Here is a 19,188-nt window from a genome sequence, read left to right as displayed (position 1 = left end):
CATTAATTAGCCTCTCTAACTTAGTGTGTGTATATACCAACTACTTCCGTTCGGGAAAGGGAGCACGCAATGGACCCCTTCGACGCCGGAGCGGGCGGCCTCCTGAAGCAGCCCAAGTCCGTGTGGGCGACCGCGGGGGCGTCGGTCGTCGCCTTCATGGGCATCGGACTCGTCGACCCGATCCTGCCGTCCATCGCCCAGGGTCTGCACGCCACGGCCAGCCAGGTCTCCCTGCTCTTCACCTCGTACTTCCTCATCACCGCCGTGGCGATGCTGGTGACCGGCTTCGTCTCCAGCCGGATCGGCGGCCGCAAGACCCTGCTGCTCGGCCTCGCGTTCGTCGTGGTGTTCGCCGGGCTCGCGGGCACCTCCGGATCCGTCGGCGAACTGGTCGGCTTCCGGGCCGGCTGGGGTCTCGGCAACGCGCTGTTCGTCTCGACGGCCCTCGCGGTCATCGTCGGCGCGGCGGCCGGAGGAAGCGCGGCGGCGATCCTGCTGTACGAGTCGGCCCTCGGCCTCGGCATGGCGTGCGGTCCGCTGCTGGGCGCCCTGCTCGGCGACGCCAGCTGGCGCTACCCGTTCTTCGGGACGGCGTTCCTGATGGCGGTCGGCTTCCTGTGCATCGCGGTGTTCCTGAAGGAGCAGCCGAAGCCCGCCCGCAAGACTTCGCTCCTGGACCCGGTCAAGGCCCTCGGCCACGGCGGCCTCGCCTCGGCGGCGGTCTCGGCGTTCTTCTACAACTACACGTTCTTCACCGTGCTGGCCTTCACGCCGTTCGTGCTGAACATGAGCCCGTACCGGTCGGGGGCGGTGTTCTTCGCCTGGGGTGTGCTGCTCGCCGTCTTCTCGGTGATCGTGGCGCCCCGGCTCCAGAAGCGGTTCGGCTCGCTGAAGGTGCTCGGCGGTTCGCTGGTGCTGCTCGCGGCCGACGTGCTCGTGCTCGGCTATGGCTCCCACACCACGGCCGTCGTCTGCACGATCCTGTCCGGCGCCTTCATCGGCGTGAACAACACCGTCTACACCGAGCTGGCCCTCGGCGTCTCGGACGCGCCCCGGCCGGTGGCGAGCGCGGGCTACAACTTCGTGCGCTGGTTCGCGGCGGCGGCCGCCCCCTACTTCGCGCCGAAGATCGAGGAGTGGACCGACCTCCACATCCCGTTCGTCGTGGCGGCGGTCACCGCGGTCGTGGGCGCGCTCGTGGTCGTCGTACGGCGGAAGGCCCTCACGCACGAAGCCGAGGAGCTGGAGCCGCAGCACGCGACCGAGGACGGTGTCGCCGTCTTCGCCAACTGACGCTCTTCGGCCAGGGTTTGGTGAGCTTGCTCACTCCAGTGGGACGGACTTCCGGGACGGATCCCGGAGGTCCGTCCCCTGGTTCAGCCACCTCTCCTGGAGCGCCTGCGCGCCGTGCACGCGCTTCCAGGCGGCCTCGTTCGGGGTCATCGGCAGCAGCGGCAGGAACCGCACGGGGTCGAGGGGCTCGTCGAGCTCCAGGTCCTCGACCAGGCCGCCCGGCTCGGCGACCAGGACCGAGGTGAAGGGAGCGCCGGGCCACAGCGGTTCGCCGACGTCGAGCGAGGCTCCCGGAGCCACGACCAGGCCCTCCACCTGCGGAGACGCGGCGAGTACGGCGAGCGGGCGGAGCACCTTGTCGGTGTCGGCCAGTCCGGCGCGCACGGAGAGGACCAGCTCGGCGCGCGGGCCCTTGACCGGGTCGGCGACCACCGCCGTGGGCTCGGTCATGGGGTGCGCGGACATGCCGAGCGTGGCGTAGCGGACGATCTCTCCCTCCTGGAAGCGGAGCACCTCGACGCGGTCCGTGCCCAGGAAGGTGACCGCCGCGCGCCCGTCCGGTTCGCCCAGCGCGCTGCGCAACCGGGCTTCGACCAGAGGAAGAATTTGTGCCATGCGGCGAGCATAGAACTCGTCAGTAGCGGGCAAACAAGCGCCTTGACACGTCGGGCGACTGATACTCTTGCCCGGTGGTTCGGGGCAGCACGCAGAAGCGTCGCGATCAAGCCCCGACGCCGAAGGAACTCCCTTACGAGGGACCGGCCGGAGGAGGTGGGACTGCAATGGACCGAAGTCGACCGTGCAGTAGCACCACGCTCTTCCCGCCGCTGACGTAGCTGTTCTGGCTCTGGCTGGTCGCCACCTCTCGCACTCGCCTCACCGCGGAAGAGCGCTTCGTTTCGCTTTGCCTGATCTGCCTCAGTAGCTGAATCAGTAACGAGACTCGCCACCGCGACGGTGCGGTGCTCCCCGCTTTGTGGACGTGCCAAACATCATCGGTCCCAACGTCCTCATTCCGGGTAGTTCCACCTGTCGGGTGCTGCGCCTTTCGTTGCCTGTCGCGAAGGAGCCCGCCATGTCGATGATCCGCGACCTGCGCGCCGTCGTCCGTCCGTCCCGTGTGTCGCTGCGCAAGGAGGGCGGGACGTACGACGCCACCCGCAGCCCCGCGACGTCCTCCGCGGTCGTCGACTGCGCCGTCTACCGGGACGGCCGCCGCATCGAGACGGAGACCCCGCTGACCCCGCACGAGGCGGTGCGCCTGGCACGCCGCGACGGCGGCTTCGTGTGGATCGGCCTGCACGAGCCGACCGAGGCCGAATTCTCCGGCATCGCCAGTGAGTTCGGGCTGCACCCGCTGGCCGTGGAGGACGCCGTCCAGGCCCACCAGCGGCCCAAGCTGGAGCGCTACGACGACTCCCTCTTCACGGTCTTCAAGACCATCCACTACGTGGAGCACGACCAGTTCGACGCCAACAGCGAGGTCGTCGAGACCGGCGAGGTCATGTGCTTCACCGGACGGGACTTCTTCATCACCGTCCGGCACGGCGGTCAGGGCTCCCTGCGGGCCCTCAGGCACCGGCTCCAGGACGACCCCGAGCTGCTGTCCAAGGGTCCCTCGGCCGTGCTGCACGCCATCGCCGACCACGTCGTCGACGGTTACATCGCGGTCGCCGACGCCGTACAGGACGACATCGACGAGGTCGAGACCGAGGTGTTCTCCCCGGGGCGCAAGGGCTCGCCGCGCGGCTCGGACGCCGGACGGATCTACCAACTCAAGCGCGAGGTGCTGGAGTTCAAGCGGGCGGTGTCGCCGCTGCTGCGGCCCATGCAGCTGCTGAGCGAGCGGCCGATGCGGCTGATCGACCCGGACATCCAGAAGTACTTCCGGGACGTCGCCGACCACCTGGCCCGCGTCCAGGAGCAGGTCCTCGGCTTCGACGAGCTGCTCAACTCCATCCTCCAGGCCAACCTCGCGCAGGCGTCCGTGGCGCAGAACGAGGACATGCGCAAGATCACCTCGTGGGCCGCGATCATCGCCGTGCCGACGATGGTGTGCGGGGTGTACGGCATGAACTTCGACCACATGCCGGAGCTGCACTGGCGGTACGGCTACCCGGTGATCATGGGCATCACGGTGGTCATCTGTCTGGGCATCCACCGCACGCTGAAGCGGAACGGCTGGCTGTGAACAGCGTGGATAGGCTGGGGGCCATGACAAGCGAGCTGCTCGGCCAGGCCCTCGTCGAGGAGGCCACGAAGAAGTCCGGCCTCGTCTGGGTCCAGGGCCCCGACGGCCCGGCGCGCGCCCTGTGGCACGTGTGGCACGAGGGTGCCGCGTGCCTGGTCGGCGACGGGCCCGGCGAGCAGCCGCTGCCCGGCCTGCCCGACGGGTCCGAGGCCCGGGTGACGGTCCGCAGCAAGGACAAGGGGGGCCGGCTGGTCTCCTGGACGGCCCGGGTCACCCAGCTCGCGCCGGGCTCCGAGGCCTGGGACGCGGCGGTCGCCGAGCTCAAGGGCAAACGGCTGAACGCGCCCGACGGCGAGGCCATGACCGAGCGCTGGGCCCGCGAGTGCCGGGTGCTGCGCCTGGAGCCGACCGGGACGAGGGCGCCGCTGCCCGACGACTCCCTGTCCGAGCCGCCGCTGCCGACCCCGGCGACCACCCGCCGGCCGATTCCGGCGGGGCTGCCCCGCCTGCTGCTGAAGAAGCGCAAACGCAGGTGACGGCCTGCACGGCCTAAGAGGCCGGCAGCTGCCTGCCGTAGTCCACCGTCTCGTTCTTCTCCGGCTCCCTCAGGGAGAAGTCCTGCCCCCATGCGGAGAACGTGAGGGTACCCGCCCCACCGGCCCGCTCCAGGCGCAGCGGATACGGCTTGCCCTCCAGGGACACCTCCAGGGTGCCGCCGGAGCCCTTGTCGCCCGAGATGCGGATGGTGTGGACGCCCGCCTGCTCGTCGTGGCCCTCGGTCGCGAGCTTGCCGTGCAGGGTCAGCAGACCGTCGAGGAGGACTCCCTTGTCCGTGAAACCGCTGAACTTCTTGTACGAAGGGTCGCCCTGCGGCACCTTCACGAACTTCCCGCCGAGCTTGGCGGCCGCGGCGGCGTCCGTCTTGCCGTCCCCGCCCTGGCCCGCGCCATGACTCCAGAACTCCGCGTCGGCCATGACGAAGAGCTGCTCGCCGACGCGCAGCAGCCGGAAGGTCGTCCCCTTCGTGGTGACCGACCCCTCGCCGCCGTCGGTCTTCAGCCGCATGTCGAGCGCGTAGCTGCGCCCGCCGCTGACGACGCTGCCGTGCACCCGGACCGCCCCGGCGGACTCGGCGGCCGTACGGGTCTTGGCCTGGATCTTCTCAGCGGGCAGTCTGCCGACCCCGTTGGTGCCCTCGTTCGGATCCTCCTCCGCACAGCCCGTGAGCACCGTTCCGGTCACGGCCAGTACGCACATCACGCTCGCGAGTGCGGCACGGTGGTTGCGGCCCTGGCGAATCGGAGTCACAGGTGGGGCTGCCTCTCTGACGGGAGACCTGAACGGCGTACCGCAGGGTACCGGGGACGTGCGGGCAGGTCGGAGCCAGTCCGTCCGGTGTGCCCGCCGACGCGTCCCCGATCAGGACGGGCTAGCCTGAAGCCCACCCGAGCGGGCAATTCGGAAAAGACAGCCACACGGACAGCCACACAGACAGGCACACAGACAGGCAGCACGGAACACCCCGCACGAAAAGGAGCCGCGGCCATGGCAGCGGGCGCCCCCCGGATCTTCGTATCGCACCTCTCCGGTGTCGCCGTCTTCGACCCCGCCGGCGACCAGGTGGGGCGTGTCCGCGATCTGGTCGTCATGCTGCGGATGGCACAGCGACCGCCGAGGCTGCTGGGCCTCGTCGTCGAACTCGCCACGCGCCGCCGCATCTTCCTGCCGATGACCCGGGTCACCGCCATCCAGTCCGGCCAGGTCATCACCACCGGTGTGCTCAACGTCCGGCGTTTCGAGCAGCGGCCCACCGAGCGGCTGGTCTTCGGCGAACTGCTGGACCGGCGCGTCACGCTCACCGAGAGCGGCGAGGAGGTCACCGTCCTCGATCTGTCGGTGCATCAGTTGCCGGCCCGCAGGGAGTGGGAGATCGACCGGGTCTTCGTCCGCAAGGGCCGCAAGGGCACTGCCTTCCGGCGCGCCAAGGGCGAGGCGCTGACCGTCGAGTGGACCGCCGTCACCGGCTTCTCGCTGGAGGAGCAGGGACAGGGCGCCGAGAACCTGCTCGCCACGTTCGAGCAGCTGCGCCCCGCCGACCTGGCCAACGTCCTGCACCACCTCTCCCCCAAGCGCCGGGCCGAGGTCGCCGCCGCCCTCGACGACGACCGGCTGGCCGACGTGCTGGAGGAGCTCCCGGAGGACGACCAGATCGAGATCCTCGGCAAGCTGAAGGAGGAGCGCGCCGCCGACGTCCTGGAGGCCATGGACCCCGACGACGCGGCCGACCTGCTGGGCGAGCTGCCGACGGACGAGCAGGAGCGGCTGCTGAGCCTGATGCAGCCCGGCGACGCGGCGGACATGCGGCGCCTGATGTCGTACGAGGACCGCACGGCGGGCGGTCTGATGACCACCGAACCGATCGTGCTGCGCCCGGACGCCACCGTCGCCGACGCCCTCGCCCGCGTCCGCAACCCCGACCTCTCCCCCGCCCTGGCCGCCCAGGTCTACGTCTGCCGGCCACCGGACGAGACGCCGACCGGCAAGTACCTCGGTACGGTCCATTTCCAGCGCCTGCTGCGCGAGCCACCGCCCTCCCTGGTCAGTTCGATCGTGGACAGCGACCTGCAACCGCTCGACCCCGACGCGGACCTGCACGCCATCGCCGGGTTCTTCGCCACGTACGACATGGTCGCGGCGCCCGTGGTCGACGAGGCCGGCTCGCTGCTGGGCGCGGTGACCGTGGACGACGTACTCGACCACATGCTCCCGGAGGACTGGCGGGAGACGGAGTTCCACCTGGACGAGGAGGAGGTGGCGACCGATGGTTCCTGAGCGCGAGACCCTGCGCGAGCGCACGCCGTCCGGCTCCACGGCCGCGGGCCGGCCGCGCGCCGCCCGCCTCGACCAGCCGGGCGTGCCCAAGCGCCGGATCCTGCCCGAGTACGACCCGGAGGCCTTCGGACGGTTCTCGGAACGCATCGCGCGCTTCCTCGGCACCGGACGGTTCCTGGTCTGGATGACGGCCGTCATCATCCTGTGGGTCGCCTGGAACAGCCTCGCCCCGCGCGACCTGCGCTTCGACGAGTACCCGTTCATCTTCCTGACCCTGATGCTGTCGCTCCAGGCCTCCTACGCCGCCCCGCTGATCCTGCTCGCGCAGAACCGGCAGGACGACCGCGACCGGGTCAATCTGGAGCAGGACCGCAAGCAGAACGAGCGGTCGATCGCGGACACCGAGTACCTGACCCGCGAGATCGCGGCCCTGCGCATCGGCCTCGGCGAGGTCGCCACCCGCGACTGGATCCGCTCGGAACTCCAGGACACGGTCAAGGAACTGGAGGAGCGCCACAACGGCCACCGTCACGGCTCGGTCGTATTCCCGGCGGAACGGTCACCGGGACGTGACGCAGACGACCGGTGAGACGCTTTCCTACGCACCGGTACGGCGCCGTACCATCGACCCTATGGCTACGGAAGACGCGGTGCGCGAGGCGCTGGCGACGGTGAACGACCCCGAGATCCACAAGCCCATCACCGAACTCGGGATGGTCAAATCCGTGGAGATCGGCGCGGACGGGGCGGTCGCGGTCACCGTGTACCTGACGGTCTCGGGCTGCCCGATGCGGGACACGATCACGCAGCGCGTGACCGAGGCGGTCTCCGGCGTGGAGGGCGTCACCCGCGTCGACGTCACGCTCGACGTGATGAGCGACGAGCAGCGCCGCGAGCTGGCGTCCGCCCTGCGGGGCGGCCAGACCGAGCGCGAGGTGCCCTTCGCCAAGCCGGGCAGCCTGACCCGCGTCTACGCGGTCGCTTCCGGCAAGGGCGGCGTGGGCAAGTCCTCGGTGACGGTGAACCTGGCGGCTGCGATGGCGGCCGACGGCCTCAAGGTCGGTGTCGTCGACGCCGACATCTACGGCCACAGCGTGCCGCGCATGCTGGGCGCCGACGGCCGTCCGACCCAGGTCGAGAACATGATCATGCCGCCGTCGGCGAACGGCGTGAAGGTCATCTCCATCGGCATGTTCACCCCCGGCAACGCCCCGGTCGTCTGGCGCGGCCCGATGCTCCACCGCGCCCTCCAGCAGTTCCTCGCCGACGTGTACTGGGGCGACCTGGACGTCCTCCTGCTCGACCTGCCGCCCGGCACGGGCGACATCGCGATCTCCGTCGCCCAGCTGGTCCCGAACGCCGAGATCCTGGTCGTGACCACCCCGCAGCAGGCCGCTGCCGAGGTCGCCGAGCGCGCGGGCTCCATCGCCGTCCAGACCCACCAGAAGATCGTCGGCGTGGTCGAGAACATGTCCGGCCTGCCCTGCCCCCACTGCGGCGAGATGGTCGACGTCTTCGGCACGGGCGGCGGCCAGGTCGTCGCCGACGGCCTGACCCGCACGACCGGCACGAACGTCCCGGTCCTCGGCAACATCCCCATCGACGTCCGCCTGCGCGAGGGCGGCGACGAGGGCAAGCCGGTGGTCCTGACGGACCCGGACTCCGCGGCGGGCTCGGCCCTGCGGGCGATCGCCGGAAAGCTGGGAGGACGGCAGCGGGGCCTTTCGGGCCTGTCCCTGGGGATCACTCCGAGGAACAAGTTCTAGATCCAAACGCCCTTTTCTAGATCTAAGCGCCCTTGGGGGCAGCGCCCTCAGGGGCGCGGGGCTGTGTCGATATGCGACTCCGCCGCGTGGGCGCGAGCAACCACGTACGACCCGCACCCGTCCGCTCACGACAAGCCCTACGGCGAAGGGGCGCCGAAACTCACGGCGCCCCGCACTCACGCGTAAGCGGCGATGTCCTTCACCACGGCGAAGCCGAGCCCGTACGCACTCATGCCCCTGCCGTACGCCCCGACATGAACCCCGGACGTGGTGGAACCGGCGAGCACCCACCCGAACTCGGACTCCCGGTAGTGGAACGCCGTCGGCACACCGTCCACCGGCAGCGACAACGTCGACCAGTCGGCGCCGTCCAGGTCATCCGCCAGCACCCACGCCGTCTCCGTCTGCTGGTCCAGCCAGTCGTCCCGCAGGGAGTGGTCCATCTGCCCGGGCCACGTGAAGGACAGCAGCCCCACACCCGCGAGCCACGCCGCCGAGGACACCGACGTCGCCTCCAGCAGCCCCGTGCCGTCCGCACTGCGCCGTGAGGGACTCGCCGCCACGGTCACGACGACCGCGAACTTCTCCTTGGCCTCCTGATCACCCCCGGCGGCATGCTCGTTGCGCACCGTGGGCTCGTCTCCGTGCCCGATCGACCCGTGTTCCACGGCTCCGTCGGCCGCCGTACCGACCTGCATCAGCCAGCGCGGTCCCGTGAACGCCTCGTCGAGGCCGTACCACGGGAAGGGCGCGCGCAGGTAGCCGTCGACCGTGCGCCGCGCGGAGGGGACCTGTTGTCCGCCCTCCGCGGCCGGCGCCTGTGCGACTGCCCGACTCGTCGTCTCCATATGCCCGGACGCCTCCTCGCTCTCGTCGGGCCGGAACGGCCCGCCCCCCTTCGGGCGGCGTTGCTGGTCCAGTACGGCCCGCCCATCAACTCGGCAGCATAGCCACACCGCTGCGAGCAGCAGGGAAACCGCCCGGCGCGTGGGCCGCACGGGCGCCTGGTTCAGGCCGTACACAGCCCGACCGGAGTATGAAACGCGTCACGCACGCCGGGGGCGTACGCCCCGGTGTGTCGCTCAGGTGGCGTCCGCGTCGAAGGGCGGCCGGTCGTCCCGGTCCGGGGTCTCGGGCCGCTTCGTCATGTCGATACGGCCGCCGGACGAGCCGGAGGACGACGAGGAGGACGTGTCGGAGTCCCGGCTGTGGACGGCGTCGGTGACCTCGGCCATCTCCTTCTTCAGGTCGAAGCCGTTGCGGATCTCCTTGAGCCCCAGGTCCTCGTTGTCCAGCTGCTTGCGGATGAACGTCTTGGGGTTGAGATCCTCGAACTCGAAGTCCTTGAACTCCGGGCCCAGCTCCTCCCGGATGTCGTTCTTGGCGCTCTCCGAGAACTCACGGATCTTCCGGATCGTGCGCGTCACGTCCTGGATGACCTTCGGGAGCTTGTCCGGACCGAAGACGAGCACGGCGAGGACGATGAGCGTCACCAGCTCGAGTGGTCCTATGTCATTGAACACCTGAAGCTCCTAGCGATGTCCTCGGTCCTCGGCCCTCGGTGGTCATGGGGGTCTTGCCGTGGTCCGGGCCGGATCCACGGTACCCGGCGATCCTGTCCGACCGGTACCGTCCCGAGACCTCCGAGTGCGGCCGGTGGGAGCGCTTTCCGCAATGTTTGCCTTCTTCGTCCCTGTATGTGCCGGACATCACGACTCAGCTGCCGCCGGAGGACCCGAGGACGAGTGAGACCGTCCGCTCCTTGCCGGCGCGCTCCACGGTCAGCTCGAGCCGGTCGCCGGGGCGGCGGGCACGGGTCTTGACGATCAGTTCCTCGCCGGAGTGGACGCGCTGGCCGTCGACCTGAGTGATGACGTCGCCCGCCTTGATGCCGGCCTTGGCGCCCGGACCGCCCGTGGTCACCGGTGGTCCGCCCGCACTGCCCTCGGCGGCGACGCGGGCGCCGTCGCCCGTGTAGTCCATGTCGAGGGTGATGCCGATGACCGGGTGGGTCGCCTTCCCGGTGTTGATCAGTTCCTCGGCGACGCGCTTGCCCTGGTTGATGGGTATGGCGAAGCCGAGGCCTATCGAGCCGGCCTGGCCGCCGTCCAGCTCGGAGCCGCTGTCCGCCGACCGGATGGCCGAGTTGATGCCGATGACCCGGGCCTTGGCGTCGAGCAGGGGCCCGCCGGAGTTGCCCGGATTGATGGGGGCGTCGGTCTGGAGCGCGTCGACGTACGACACGTCGCTGCCGTCGCCCTTCTCGCCGCCCGCCGTGATGGGCCGCTGCTTGGCGCTGATGATGCCGGAGGTGACGGTGCCGGCCAGGTCGAAGGGCGCGCCGATGGCCACGACCGGGTCGCCGACCTGCACGTTGTCCGAGTTGCCGAGGGCCAGCGGGGTGAGTCCGCGCACGCCCTTCACCTTCACGACGGCGAGGTCGTAGCCGCTGTCCCGGCCGACGAGTTCGGCCTCGGCGGTCTCCCCGCCGTTGAAGGTCACCGTGATCTCGCCGGTGGACCCCGCGGCCCGCACGACGTGGTTGTTGGTGAGGATGTGCCCTTGGGTGTCGAGCACGAAGCCGGTGCCCGTGCCCTGTTCGCCGGAGCCGCTCACATGCAGTGTGACCACGCTGGGCAGGGCCCGCCCGGCGATCCCGGCCACACTGTCCGCGTCCCGCCCGGCGGGCTCCTTCCCGGCCTGCGGCAGTTCGACGGTCCCGATGCCGCCGTTGCGCTCCAGATAGGTCCCTATGCCGCCGCCGACGCCTCCGGACACGAGCGCGAGCAGCACGGCACCGGCCAGCAGCGCCTTCCTGCCCCGTCGGCGCCGCTGTTCCGTGCTGAGCACTCCGGCCCCGTTCTGCTGGAGAGGGCCGTGGCCGCCGGGGGCCGCGGGGGCTGCCCAGGGGTCGTAGCGCTGCCAGGGGTCGGCGGCGGGCGCCGGGGTCTGGGCGTCGGCGTAGACGGCCGCAGGAGGCACCGGAACGGGGGCGCTGGGGGGCGGCAGGGGCGCGGCGGGCGCGGGGATGCCGGGAGGCGCCACCGGTGTCCCCTGCGGCGGCGCCACGGGCGGGACGGGCACGGCCGGCTGGTCCGCCGTCACCACACCGCGCGCCGGGGTCGCCGCCGGATGCTGCACGGGCGGCGCGGGCGCCCAGGGTCCGGGCTCCCCGTAGGGCGGCGTGCTGTACGGGTCAGGATCGTGCAGGGGCTTGGGCCGGCCATCGACCGGCCCGGCGGAAACGGCATCCGCGACCTCCACAGTGCCCAGGGTCTCCGCAGAGCCCCCGGCGGGCCCGCCGGGGGCCGGCACGCCGGAGGGGACGTCCCCGTCCTCCACAGCACTCCGGGTCTCCACCGCGCTCCCCGTCTCCACCACGCCCTCGGCAGATCCGCCCGGGGCTGGCCCGGCGGAGGGAGCGCTCCCGGCCTCCGCCACGCTCCCGGCGGATCCGCCCACGGTCGGCCTGGCGGAGGGAGCACTCACGGCCTCCGCCACACTCCCGGCGGGCCTGCCCGGGGTCGGCACGGCGGAGACGGCCTCACCGGCCTCCACAGCGCTCCCGGCCGGTCCTCCCTGGGCCGGTACGGCGGACGTGGCGGGAACGCCCTCCTCGGCGCCCCCGGCAGGCACGGCGGGCACGCTGTCGGCCGGTGGCTGTTCGGGGCGCCTCAGCTCGTAGTCGCCGTCGGCCTCGTCCTGCCGCGCGGCAGGCCGCGCCAGCTCGAAGTCACCGTCGGTGTCGGCCGGGTCCGCCGGCGCCTGCCCCGTACTCTCCGGCTCCCCCGAAAGACCCTGCGGCCGAGGACGGCTCCACCACTTGGCCTTCGTGGGCTTCCCCTCGTTCATGCTCTCCCCACAGCCGCGGCACGGCTCGACGGCGGTAGCCGCAGTTCGTCGAATCGGCGCCACGGCCACGCCTCGGCCGCGGGCGCCACCCCCGGATTCAATCAGGTTCGCTCGCCGCCGCGCAGCGGCCGGTCAGCGGGCCGTACGGGAGGAGGCGGGAGAAGAGGGGGACGAGGTCGTGTCCGGGAGGGGCACGGCGAACAGGGGCGCCGCGATGTCGGGGACCGTCGACCATGAGGTCAGGGCGGCCGGCGGGGCCGCCTCGAGCGGACGTATCAGCGGGGACACGACGGCGGCACCCGCCATGACCGGGGCGGCCAGGGCGTGTACGGCGTGCTGCCCGGCGGCGGAGTGCGGCACACCCGGCAGCAGCGGTGCGGACACCTCGGTCGGGGCGGCCGGGGTGCGGCCGAGCACACTCTGGCCGTGCAACTGCCCGAGCAGCGGCCCCGTACCGCGGCGTCGCTGGGTCTCGGGCTGTGTCGCGGCGCCCGTGCCCTGCGTGCGCATCGGGGTCACGTTGCTTCCCGCGCCGGCGCCGCCGCGGGCCTCCGTGTCCGTCGGTGCGCCGGCCGTGACGCCGCCCAGTGCGATCGCGGCCAGGGACACGGCTCCGGCGGCCGCGAAGGCGAACCGCAGCCGCGAGGAGGATCTGTCGGGCTCCTGCCGCCCGACGTCGTGGATACGGAAGCCACGGCTGCCCGCCGGAAGGGCGCGGTCGTCCGACGGCAGGCCTCGCCCGCCCGGGCGGAGGCTCTGGTTCCCGGCGGAGGGCGGGAGCACGGGGGCGTGCTGCCGGGCCGGGACGTATCCGAACTCGAACCGGTCGCCGCGCTTCGCTCCGAAGGCTCCGGACGATCCGAACCGTCCGGACAGTCCGCCGGGCAGCGCTGCCCCGCCCGGCGGCATGGCATCACCGTCCGGGCCGCCGCCCGCGGGTAGACCCTGCAGGCGGGCCAGGAAACTCTCGGAAGGGGGCGGCGGGGCCGCCTCCGCGAAGACGTTCTTCAGCCGGCGCTGGGCGTCCACCTCCGCCTTGCATTTCGGGCAGGTGGCCACATGCGCCAGTACGCGCTCGCGCGCGTCATGACCGAGCTCTCCGTCGACCAGGGCGGAGAGTCGGTCTCCAAGGTGCTGCTCTGCGAGGTGACCCTCGGAAGCTTTCGGCCGTGATCCGCTCACGCGCTCGCGCCCCCTCCTCCCAGGGCGGGTACACGCGGCATGAAGGAGCGGCGCTCGGCGCGCGCTTCCGGAGAGCGGTGCGCGAGGGCCTTGCGCAGCTGCGAGCGGCCCCGGTGGATCCGCGACCGGACCGTGCCGAGCTTGACGCCGAGGGTCGCGGCGATCTCCTCGTACGACAGTCCTTCGATGTCGCACAGGACGACCGCGGCGCGGAACTCGGGGGCGAGGGTGTCGAGGGCCTGCTGGACGTCCGCGTCGAAGTGCGCGTCGTTGAAGACCTGCTGGGGCGAGGGCTCCTTGCTGGGCAGCCGCTCGGCCGCGTCCTCGCCGAGGGCGTCGAAACGGATGCGCTGCTTGCGGCGGACCATGTCCAGGAACAGGTTCGTCGTGATGCGGTGCAGCCAGCCCTCGAAGGTGCCCGGCGTGTACGTCGACAGGGAACGGAAGACACGGACGAAGACCTCCTGCGTGAGGTCCTCGGCATCGTGCTGGTTGCCGGTCAGTCGGTAGGCGAGCCGGTAGACCCGGCCGCTGTGCGTGCTGACGATCTCCTCCCACGTGGGCGGAGTCCACGCCTGCCCGTCCGCGTCGGTGGTGAAGGTCGCGGTCTGGGCGAAGTCAGCGGCGTGGCTGTGGTCAGCAGTGTCGTTCACGGATGTCGGCCTGCCCGCCGATGTGAAGAAGCGCCGGAGCACTCCTCCCCTATCCACAGGCGCGGCCGCACCTCCCCTGTCAGCTCTGGTGGTGTCCAGTGGAGCCCCTACCATAGCCACCTCGCCCGTTAGGACCGGATAAGCGGTTTTACGAGAATTTGATCTGGGCTGATACGCCTCGTACTGCTGCGTCGCCACTTGCTCGGCGCCTCGATCCACTGCCTGCCCCCCGTCACCGCCCGCGCCACTCGCTTCCCCCTTTAAACGACCGGTCCCATCTGCGGGTTCCCGGGCCCAACGGATACAGTCACGCCCAGGCATTCACGGGGACAGGAGAGGGTCATTACCGGCAACCGGCAGACGAGCTGGGCGTTCGCCGACGCCTATGTCGCCGAGGACGACGCGCTGCGCTGGGCCCGCGACCGGGCCCGTGAGGCGGGTCTGCGCTCGGTGTCGCCCGGCACGGGCGCCGCGCTGCGGTTGCTGGCCGCCTCCGTCGACGCCAAGGCCGTCGCGGAGATCGGGACCGGCTGCGGCGTCTCCGGGATCCACCTCCTGCACGGTATGCGCCCGGACGGTGTTCTGACCACAGTGGATCCCGAGCCGGAGCACCAGCAGTTCGCCCGCCAGGCCTTCCGCGCCTCCGGCTTCGCCAGCAACCGGGCCCGTTTCATCCCGGGCCGCGCCCTGGACGTGCTGCCCCGCCTCGCGGACGCCGGCTACGACCTCGTCTTCTGCGACGGCGATCGCCTGGAGGTCATGGACTACCTCGCTGAATCGTTGCGGCTGCTGCGCACCGGCGGGCTCGTCGTCTTCGAGGGCGCCTTCGCGAACGGCCGGACGGTGGACTCCGGTCCGCAGCCCACCGAGGTGCTGCGGCTGCGGGAACTGCTGCGCGCGGTGCGCGAGAGCCAGGAGCTGGTGCCGTCCCTGCTGCCGGTGGGCGACGGGCTGCTGTGCGCAGTGAAACGGTAGCCGGGCAGCACGTTAGCCGGGCCGAACCCGGGGCAGGCGAGAGACATCGGTGAGAAAACAGCCACCCCGGCACCTCATGTGATGCCGGGGCAGCTGAAAGGGTATGGTCGCTTGCGCGTCAGCCGACGACCTTCTTGAGGGCGTCGCCCAGGGCGTCGGCCTCGTCCGGGGTCAGCTCGACGACGAGCCGACCGCCGCCTTCGAGCGGAACGCGCATGACGATGCCCCGCCCCTCCTTGGTCACCTCGAGCGGGCCGTCACCCGTCCGCGGCTTCATGGCCGCCATGCTCGTTCCCCTTCCTGAAACCCAGCTCATCGTCAAGGCCGACGGACCCCTGAAGAAGGGCACAGTGCGGTCCTTGAGGCAGGACACGCGACACCGGCATCGAACACATTGCTTCCAAGCCATTATCCCGCATCTCAGGACCCGATGACCAACATCAGTCGGCATCGCTTGGGCAACGCACGCGAGCAAAACCACTCAATTCGGCGATGTGACTGCGATACTCCGCCACCGCACACACATCCGCCGAACGAAAACGGGTGAGAATTCTTTGACGCAGGTCACACGTCCGGTCCGGTCGACCCCCGGCGATCTCGGTCATGCTGTCCTCAGACCAGGGACGTACCGGCCGGTACGTCCCCGAGCAGCGACACGGAGGGGATACTCCATGGCCGACACCGTGCTCTACGAGGTGAGCGACGGACTCGCGACGATCACGCTGAACCGCCCGGAGGCGATGAACGCGCTGAACGTGGCGGCCAAGGTCGCCCTGCGGGACGCGGTCAGCTCCGCGGCGGACGACACCGCCGTACGGGCGGTGCTGCTGACGGCCGCCGGTGACCGGGCGTTCTGCGTGGGGCAGGACCTCAAGGAGCACATCGGCCTGCTGACCGAGGACCGGGAGACCGGTTCGGGGCAGACCATGAGCACGGTGCGGGAGCACTACAACCCGATCGTGCGGGCGCTGACCGAGGCCGCGAAGCCGGTCGTCGCCGCCGTGAACGGGGTGGCGGCCGGGGCGGGCTTCGGCTTCGCGCTCGCGGCGGACTACCGGATCGTGGCGGACACGGCCGCGTTCAACACCTCGTTCGCCGGGGTGGCGCTGACCGCCGACTCGGGCATCTCGTGGACGCTGCCGCGGGTGATCGGCCCCGGGCGGGCGGCTGACCTGCTGCTCTTTCCCAGGAGCATCAGCGCGCAGGAGGCCTACGAGCTCGGCATCGCCAACCGGCTGGTGCCGGCCGGTGAGCTGCGCTCGGAGGCCGAGAAGGTGGCGCGGGCCCTGGCCGAGGGGCCGACGGTGGCGTACGCGGCGCTGAAGGAGTCGATGGCCTACGGCCTGACGCACTCCCTGGCTCAGACGCTGGAGAAGGAGGACGAGCTCCAGACCCGGGCGGGCTCCTCCGAGGACCACGCGATCGCGGTGCAGGCCTTCGTCAACAAGGAGCAGCCCCGGTACCTGGGACGCTGACCGGCCCGCCGATCCCGGCCGCCGACCCGCTGCGGCGGCGTCAGGCGCGACGCGCGACGCAGGCCTGGAGGTGGTCGTCGACCAGTCCGCAGGCCTGCATCAGCGCGTACGCCGTCGTCGGGCCGACGAAGCGCAGGCCCCGCTTCTTCAGTGCCTTGGACAGGGCCGTCGACTCGGGGGTGACGGCCGGGACGTCGGAGAGCGCCTTCGGGACCGGGCGGGTGCCGGGCTCGGGGGCGTGCGACCAGATCAGTTCGTCCAGTTCGCCCGGGGCCCACTCGGCCAGCACGCGCGCGTTGGCGAGTGTCGCGTCGATCTTGGCGCGGTTGCGGATGATGCCGGCGTCGGCCAGGAGGCGCTCGCGGTCCTCGTCGGTGAAGGCCGCCACCGAGGCGATCTTGAAGTCGGCGAAGGCGGCGCGGAAGCCGGGGCGGCGGCGCAGGATCGTGATCCAGGACAGGCCGGACTGGAAGGCCTCCAGGCTGAGGCGCTCGTAGAGCGCGTCGTCGCCGTGGACCGGGCGGCCCCACTCCTCGTCGTGGTACGTCACGTACTCCGGGGCGGACAGGGCCCAGGGGCAGCGCAGCGCGCCGTCCGGGCCGGCGAGGGCGGTGCCATCGCTCATGGCCGGTCCTCCTGGCCCGGGGCCGGCTTGTCCATGGACACGTGGTTCTCCGCGGAGGTGTGGTTCTCCCCGGACACCGGGCCGTGGCCGACGGCTGTTCTGGCCCCCGCCAGGGCCGACTCCAGGTCGGCGATGCGGGCGTCACGCTCGGCGAGCTCGGCGCCCAGGCGGCTGAGGGCGTCGTCCACGTCCGCCATGCGGTAGCCACGGGCGGCCACCGGGAAACGCAGGCCCTCCACGTCGGCACGGTCGACCGGGCGGTCCGGGGGCAGCGGGTCCCGCAGCCGCTCGGGGACGGCCTCGGGCAGCGGGCCGTTCTCGCCGCCGCCCACCACGGCGAGGGTCACCGCGGCGACCACGACGGCTAGCGCGACGACCAGGAACAGGAACATAACCATCGCGGAGCCCCCACGGTCGGATGTGTCGGTGTCTTCGGACACGCATGGTGTCAGGCTCCGATCGTGCCACGTGACTCTGACAGTTAGGGTCGCAGGCGGCGGAAGACGGGGACGTACCAGGAAAGGTCACAGCGGATGCTCAGGCTGGGCAGGCGGGAATTCGGGCCGCACGAGCCGGTGATCATGGCGATCGTGAACCGTACCCCGGACTCCTTCTACGACCGGGGCGCGACCTTCCGCGACGAGCCGGCCCTCGCGCGCGTGGAACAGGCGGTCGCCGAGGGAGCCGCGATCATCGACATCGGCGGGGTGAAGGCCGGGCCTGGCGAAGAGGTCACGGCCGCGGAGGAGGCCCGGCGGACGGTCGGTTTCGTCGCGGAGGTGCGGCGGCGCTTTCCCGAGGTGGTCATCAGCGTGGACACCTGGCGGGCCGAGGTCGGCGAGGCCGTGTGCGAGGCCGGGGCGGACCTGCTGAACGACGCGTGGGGCGGGGTCGATCCGGGGCTTGCCGAGGTCGCCGCGCGGTACGGGGTGGGGCTGGTGTGTACGCACGCGGGTGGTGCGGAGCCGCGGACCCGGCCGCACCGCGTGGAGTACGACGACGTCATGGCCGACATCCTGGACGTGACGGTCGGGCTGGCGGAGCGGGCGGTGGCGCTGGGCGTGCGGAGGGAGTCGATCATGATCGACCCCGGGCACGACTTCGGGAAGAACACGCGGCACAGTCTGGAGGCGACCCGGCGGCTGGGGGAGATGGTCGCCACGGGGTGGCCGGTGCTGGTGTCGTTGTCCAACAAGGACTTCGTCGGGGAGACGTTGGACCGGCCCGTGAAGGAGCGGGTGGTGGGGACGTTGGCCACGACTGCGGTGTCCGCGTGGTTGGGGGCGCGGGTGTACCGGGTGCACGAGGTTGCGGAGACGCGGCAGGTGTTGGAGATGGTCGGGGCGATCGCGGGGTTGCGGGAGCCTGCGGTTGCCCGGCGTGGGCTGGCCTAGGGCGTCGACCCGAGGTACCAGGGGGCTCCGCCCCCTGGACCCCCGGACCTATGCCCACCCGCCACCCGAAGCTCTCGGACGAGAAGCCCGGCTCGCCCGCCCGAATCTCTCGACAAGAAGCCCTGCTCGCCCGGCCGAAGAGGTCGGACGAGAAGCCCGGCTCGCCTCTACCTGCCCGCCTCCTTCGACACCAGTGCCACCGCCTCGTCCACGTCGTCCGTGACGTGGAACAGCAGGAGGTCCTTCTCCGCCGCCTTGCCCTGGGCGATGACCGTGTTGCGGAGCCAGTCGACCAGGCCGCCCCAGTACTCGCTGCCGAACAGGACGATGGGGAAGCGGGTGACCTTCTGGGTCTGGACGAGGGTGAGGGCCTCGAAGAGTTCGTCGAGGGTGCCGAGGCCGCCGGGCAGGACCACGAAGCCCTGGGCGTACTTGACGAACATCATCTTCCGCACGAAGAAGTAGCGGAAGTTCAGGCCGATGTCGACGTACGGGTTCAGACCCTGCTCGAACGGCAGCTCGATGCCGAGGCCGACCGAGATGCCCTTGGCCTCCAGGGCGCCCTTGTTGGCCGCCTCCATCGCGCCCGGGCCGCCGCCCGTGATGACCGCGAAGCCCGCGTCCACCAGGCCCCGGCCCAGCCGGACGCCCGCCTCGTACTCGGGCGAGTCCGCCGGAGTCCGGGCCGAGCCGAACACACTGATCGCGGGAGGGAGTTCGGCGAGCGTGCCGAAGCCCTCGATGAACTCCGACTGGATGCGCAGTACGCGCCAGGGGTCGGTGTGCACCCAGTCGGAGGGCCCGCCCGCGTCCAGCAGCCGCTGGTCGGTGGTGCTGGCCTGTACCTGGTCCCGCCGCCGGAGGACCGGGCCCAGGCGCTTCTCCTCCGGCGGCTGCTTCTTCCCCTCGGGGTTGCCGGTCGCCATGTGCGCTCCCTCCGTCGTGCCTGT

The 19,188-nt window shown here is 71.2% G+C and carries 20 protein-coding genes; 9 read left to right on the top strand and 11 right to left on the bottom strand.

Annotated features, from left to right (window positions below; translation table 11 throughout):
• Positions 1-69 precede the first annotated feature (69 nt).
• Positions 70-1,293 carry an MFS transporter gene (locus ACZ3I3_RS12650; protein WP_467364463.1) on the top strand — a complete coding sequence of 408 codons (1,224 nt, stop codon included), beginning with the start codon at positions 70-72 and terminating at the stop codon, positions 1,291-1,293.
• Between the two features lie 30 nt (positions 1,294-1,323).
• On the opposite strand, the gene ACZ3I3_RS12645 is transcribed toward ACZ3I3_RS12650, so the two are convergent.
• Positions 1,324-1,908, bottom strand: coding sequence for a suppressor of fused domain protein (locus tag ACZ3I3_RS12645; protein ID WP_467364462.1), 585 nt, complete (start codon positions 1,906-1,908; stop codon positions 1,324-1,326).
• Positions 1,909-2,368: 460 nt separating this feature from the next.
• Here ACZ3I3_RS12645 and ACZ3I3_RS12640 point away from each other — a divergent pair, with 460 nt between their 5' ends.
• Positions 2,369-3,484 carry a magnesium and cobalt transport protein CorA gene (locus tag ACZ3I3_RS12640; RefSeq protein ID WP_467364461.1) on the top strand — a complete coding sequence of 372 codons (1,116 nt, stop codon included), beginning with the start codon at positions 2,369-2,371 and terminating at the stop codon, positions 3,482-3,484.
• A gap of 23 nt (positions 3,485-3,507) precedes the next feature.
• Positions 3,508-4,020, top strand: coding sequence for a hypothetical protein (locus ACZ3I3_RS12635; RefSeq protein WP_467364460.1), 513 nt, complete (start codon positions 3,508-3,510; stop codon positions 4,018-4,020).
• A gap of 13 nt (positions 4,021-4,033) precedes the next feature.
• Here ACZ3I3_RS12635 and ACZ3I3_RS12630 read toward each other — a convergent pair whose 3' ends face one another.
• On the bottom strand, positions 4,034-4,792 hold the full coding sequence (locus ACZ3I3_RS12630) for a hypothetical protein (RefSeq protein WP_467364459.1): 759 nt from the start codon (positions 4,790-4,792) through the stop codon (positions 4,034-4,036).
• A gap of 237 nt (positions 4,793-5,029) precedes the next feature.
• On the opposite strand from ACZ3I3_RS12630, the gene ACZ3I3_RS12625 reads away from it, so the two are divergent.
• The 3 genes from ACZ3I3_RS12625 to ACZ3I3_RS12615 are packed head-to-tail and all read left to right on the top strand — an operon-like array spanning position 5,030 to position 8,082.
• The gene (locus ACZ3I3_RS12625) at positions 5,030-6,316 is read left to right on the top strand and encodes a magnesium transporter MgtE N-terminal domain-containing protein (protein WP_467364458.1); all 1,287 of its coding nucleotides are present in this window, start codon (positions 5,030-5,032) and stop codon (positions 6,314-6,316) included.
• Positions 6,306-6,905 (top strand): DUF1003 domain-containing protein, encoded by a 600-nt coding sequence (locus ACZ3I3_RS12620; RefSeq protein ID WP_467364457.1) that lies wholly within the window; start codon positions 6,306-6,308, stop codon positions 6,903-6,905. The genes ACZ3I3_RS12625 and ACZ3I3_RS12620 overlap by 11 nt, the downstream gene beginning before the upstream one ends.
• Before the next feature lie 43 nt (positions 6,906-6,948).
• Complete coding sequence (locus ACZ3I3_RS12615; protein ID WP_467364456.1) at positions 6,949-8,082, top strand: Mrp/NBP35 family ATP-binding protein; 1,134 nt, start codon at positions 6,949-6,951, stop codon at positions 8,080-8,082.
• A gap of 176 nt (positions 8,083-8,258) precedes the next feature.
• Here the strand turns inward: ACZ3I3_RS12615 and ACZ3I3_RS12610 are convergent, their stop codons facing one another.
• The 5 genes from ACZ3I3_RS12610 to sigE all read right to left on the bottom strand — a co-directional run bounded on the left by ACZ3I3_RS12610 (position 8,259) and on the right by sigE (position 13,883).
• Complete coding sequence (locus ACZ3I3_RS12610; RefSeq protein WP_467364455.1) at positions 8,259-8,930, bottom strand: hypothetical protein; 672 nt, start codon at positions 8,928-8,930, stop codon at positions 8,259-8,261.
• A 234-nt stretch (positions 8,931-9,164) separates the two neighbouring features.
• Positions 9,165-9,605 (bottom strand): sec-independent translocase, encoded by a 441-nt coding sequence (locus ACZ3I3_RS12605; protein ID WP_467364454.1) that lies wholly within the window; start codon positions 9,603-9,605, stop codon positions 9,165-9,167.
• A 193-nt stretch (positions 9,606-9,798) separates the two neighbouring features.
• The gene (locus tag ACZ3I3_RS12600; protein WP_467364453.1) at positions 9,799-11,934 is read right to left on the bottom strand and encodes a S1C family serine protease; all 2,136 of its coding nucleotides are present in this window, start codon (positions 11,932-11,934) and stop codon (positions 9,799-9,801) included.
• A 132-nt stretch (positions 11,935-12,066) separates the two neighbouring features.
• Positions 12,067-13,044: an anti-sigma factor family protein gene (locus ACZ3I3_RS12595; protein ID WP_467364551.1), complete on the bottom strand. Its 978-nt coding sequence runs from the start codon at positions 13,042-13,044 to the stop codon at positions 12,067-12,069.
• 68 nt (positions 13,045-13,112) lie between these two features.
• Complete coding sequence (sigE, locus tag ACZ3I3_RS12590; protein WP_356928443.1) at positions 13,113-13,883, bottom strand: RNA polymerase sigma factor SigE; 771 nt, start codon at positions 13,881-13,883, stop codon at positions 13,113-13,115.
• 162 nt (positions 13,884-14,045) lie between these two features.
• On the opposite strand from sigE, the gene ACZ3I3_RS12585 reads away from it, so the two are divergent.
• Complete coding sequence (locus ACZ3I3_RS12585) at positions 14,046-14,744, top strand: O-methyltransferase (RefSeq protein ID WP_280117579.1); 699 nt, start codon at positions 14,046-14,048, stop codon at positions 14,742-14,744.
• A 118-nt stretch (positions 14,745-14,862) separates the two neighbouring features.
• Here ACZ3I3_RS12585 and ACZ3I3_RS12580 read toward each other — a convergent pair whose 3' ends face one another.
• The gene (locus tag ACZ3I3_RS12580) at positions 14,863-15,030 is read right to left on the bottom strand and encodes a DUF3117 domain-containing protein (protein ID WP_003966491.1); all 168 of its coding nucleotides are present in this window, start codon (positions 15,028-15,030) and stop codon (positions 14,863-14,865) included.
• A gap of 385 nt (positions 15,031-15,415) precedes the next feature.
• Between ACZ3I3_RS12580 and chcB the strand changes: the two genes are divergently transcribed.
• The gene (gene chcB, locus ACZ3I3_RS12575) at positions 15,416-16,219 is read left to right on the top strand and encodes a 2-cyclohexenylcarbonyl CoA isomerase (RefSeq protein ID WP_467364452.1); all 804 of its coding nucleotides are present in this window, start codon (positions 15,416-15,418) and stop codon (positions 16,217-16,219) included.
• A 40-nt stretch (positions 16,220-16,259) separates the two neighbouring features.
• Here the strand turns inward: chcB and ACZ3I3_RS12570 are convergent, their stop codons facing one another.
• Both ACZ3I3_RS12570 and ACZ3I3_RS12565 read right to left on the bottom strand, forming a co-directional pair.
• A complete protein-coding gene (locus ACZ3I3_RS12570; protein WP_467364451.1) occupies positions 16,260-16,844 on the bottom strand; it encodes a DNA-3-methyladenine glycosylase I in 585 nt (194 codons plus the stop codon).
• Positions 16,841-17,242 carry a DivIVA domain-containing protein gene (locus ACZ3I3_RS12565; protein ID WP_467364450.1) on the bottom strand — a complete coding sequence of 134 codons (402 nt, stop codon included), beginning with the start codon at positions 17,240-17,242 and terminating at the stop codon, positions 16,841-16,843. The genes ACZ3I3_RS12570 and ACZ3I3_RS12565 overlap by 4 nt, the downstream gene beginning before the upstream one ends.
• A 135-nt stretch (positions 17,243-17,377) precedes the next feature.
• On the opposite strand from ACZ3I3_RS12565, the gene folP reads away from it, so the two are divergent.
• On the top strand, positions 17,378-18,238 hold the full coding sequence (gene folP, locus ACZ3I3_RS12560; protein ID WP_467364449.1) for a dihydropteroate synthase: 861 nt from the start codon (positions 17,378-17,380) through the stop codon (positions 18,236-18,238).
• 167 nt (positions 18,239-18,405) lie between these two features.
• Here folP and ACZ3I3_RS12555 read toward each other — a convergent pair whose 3' ends face one another.
• Entirely contained in the window at positions 18,406-19,164 is a 759-nt protein-coding gene (locus ACZ3I3_RS12555; protein WP_467364448.1) for an LOG family protein, read from the bottom strand.
• Positions 19,165-19,188: the final 24 nt, after the last annotated feature.

The sequence above is a fragment of the Streptomyces sp. NPDC016851 genome, from assembly GCF_055562795.1.
The sequence above is the reverse complement of the archived record's forward strand: the minus strand, read 5'-3'. Positions and strand labels throughout refer to the sequence as shown.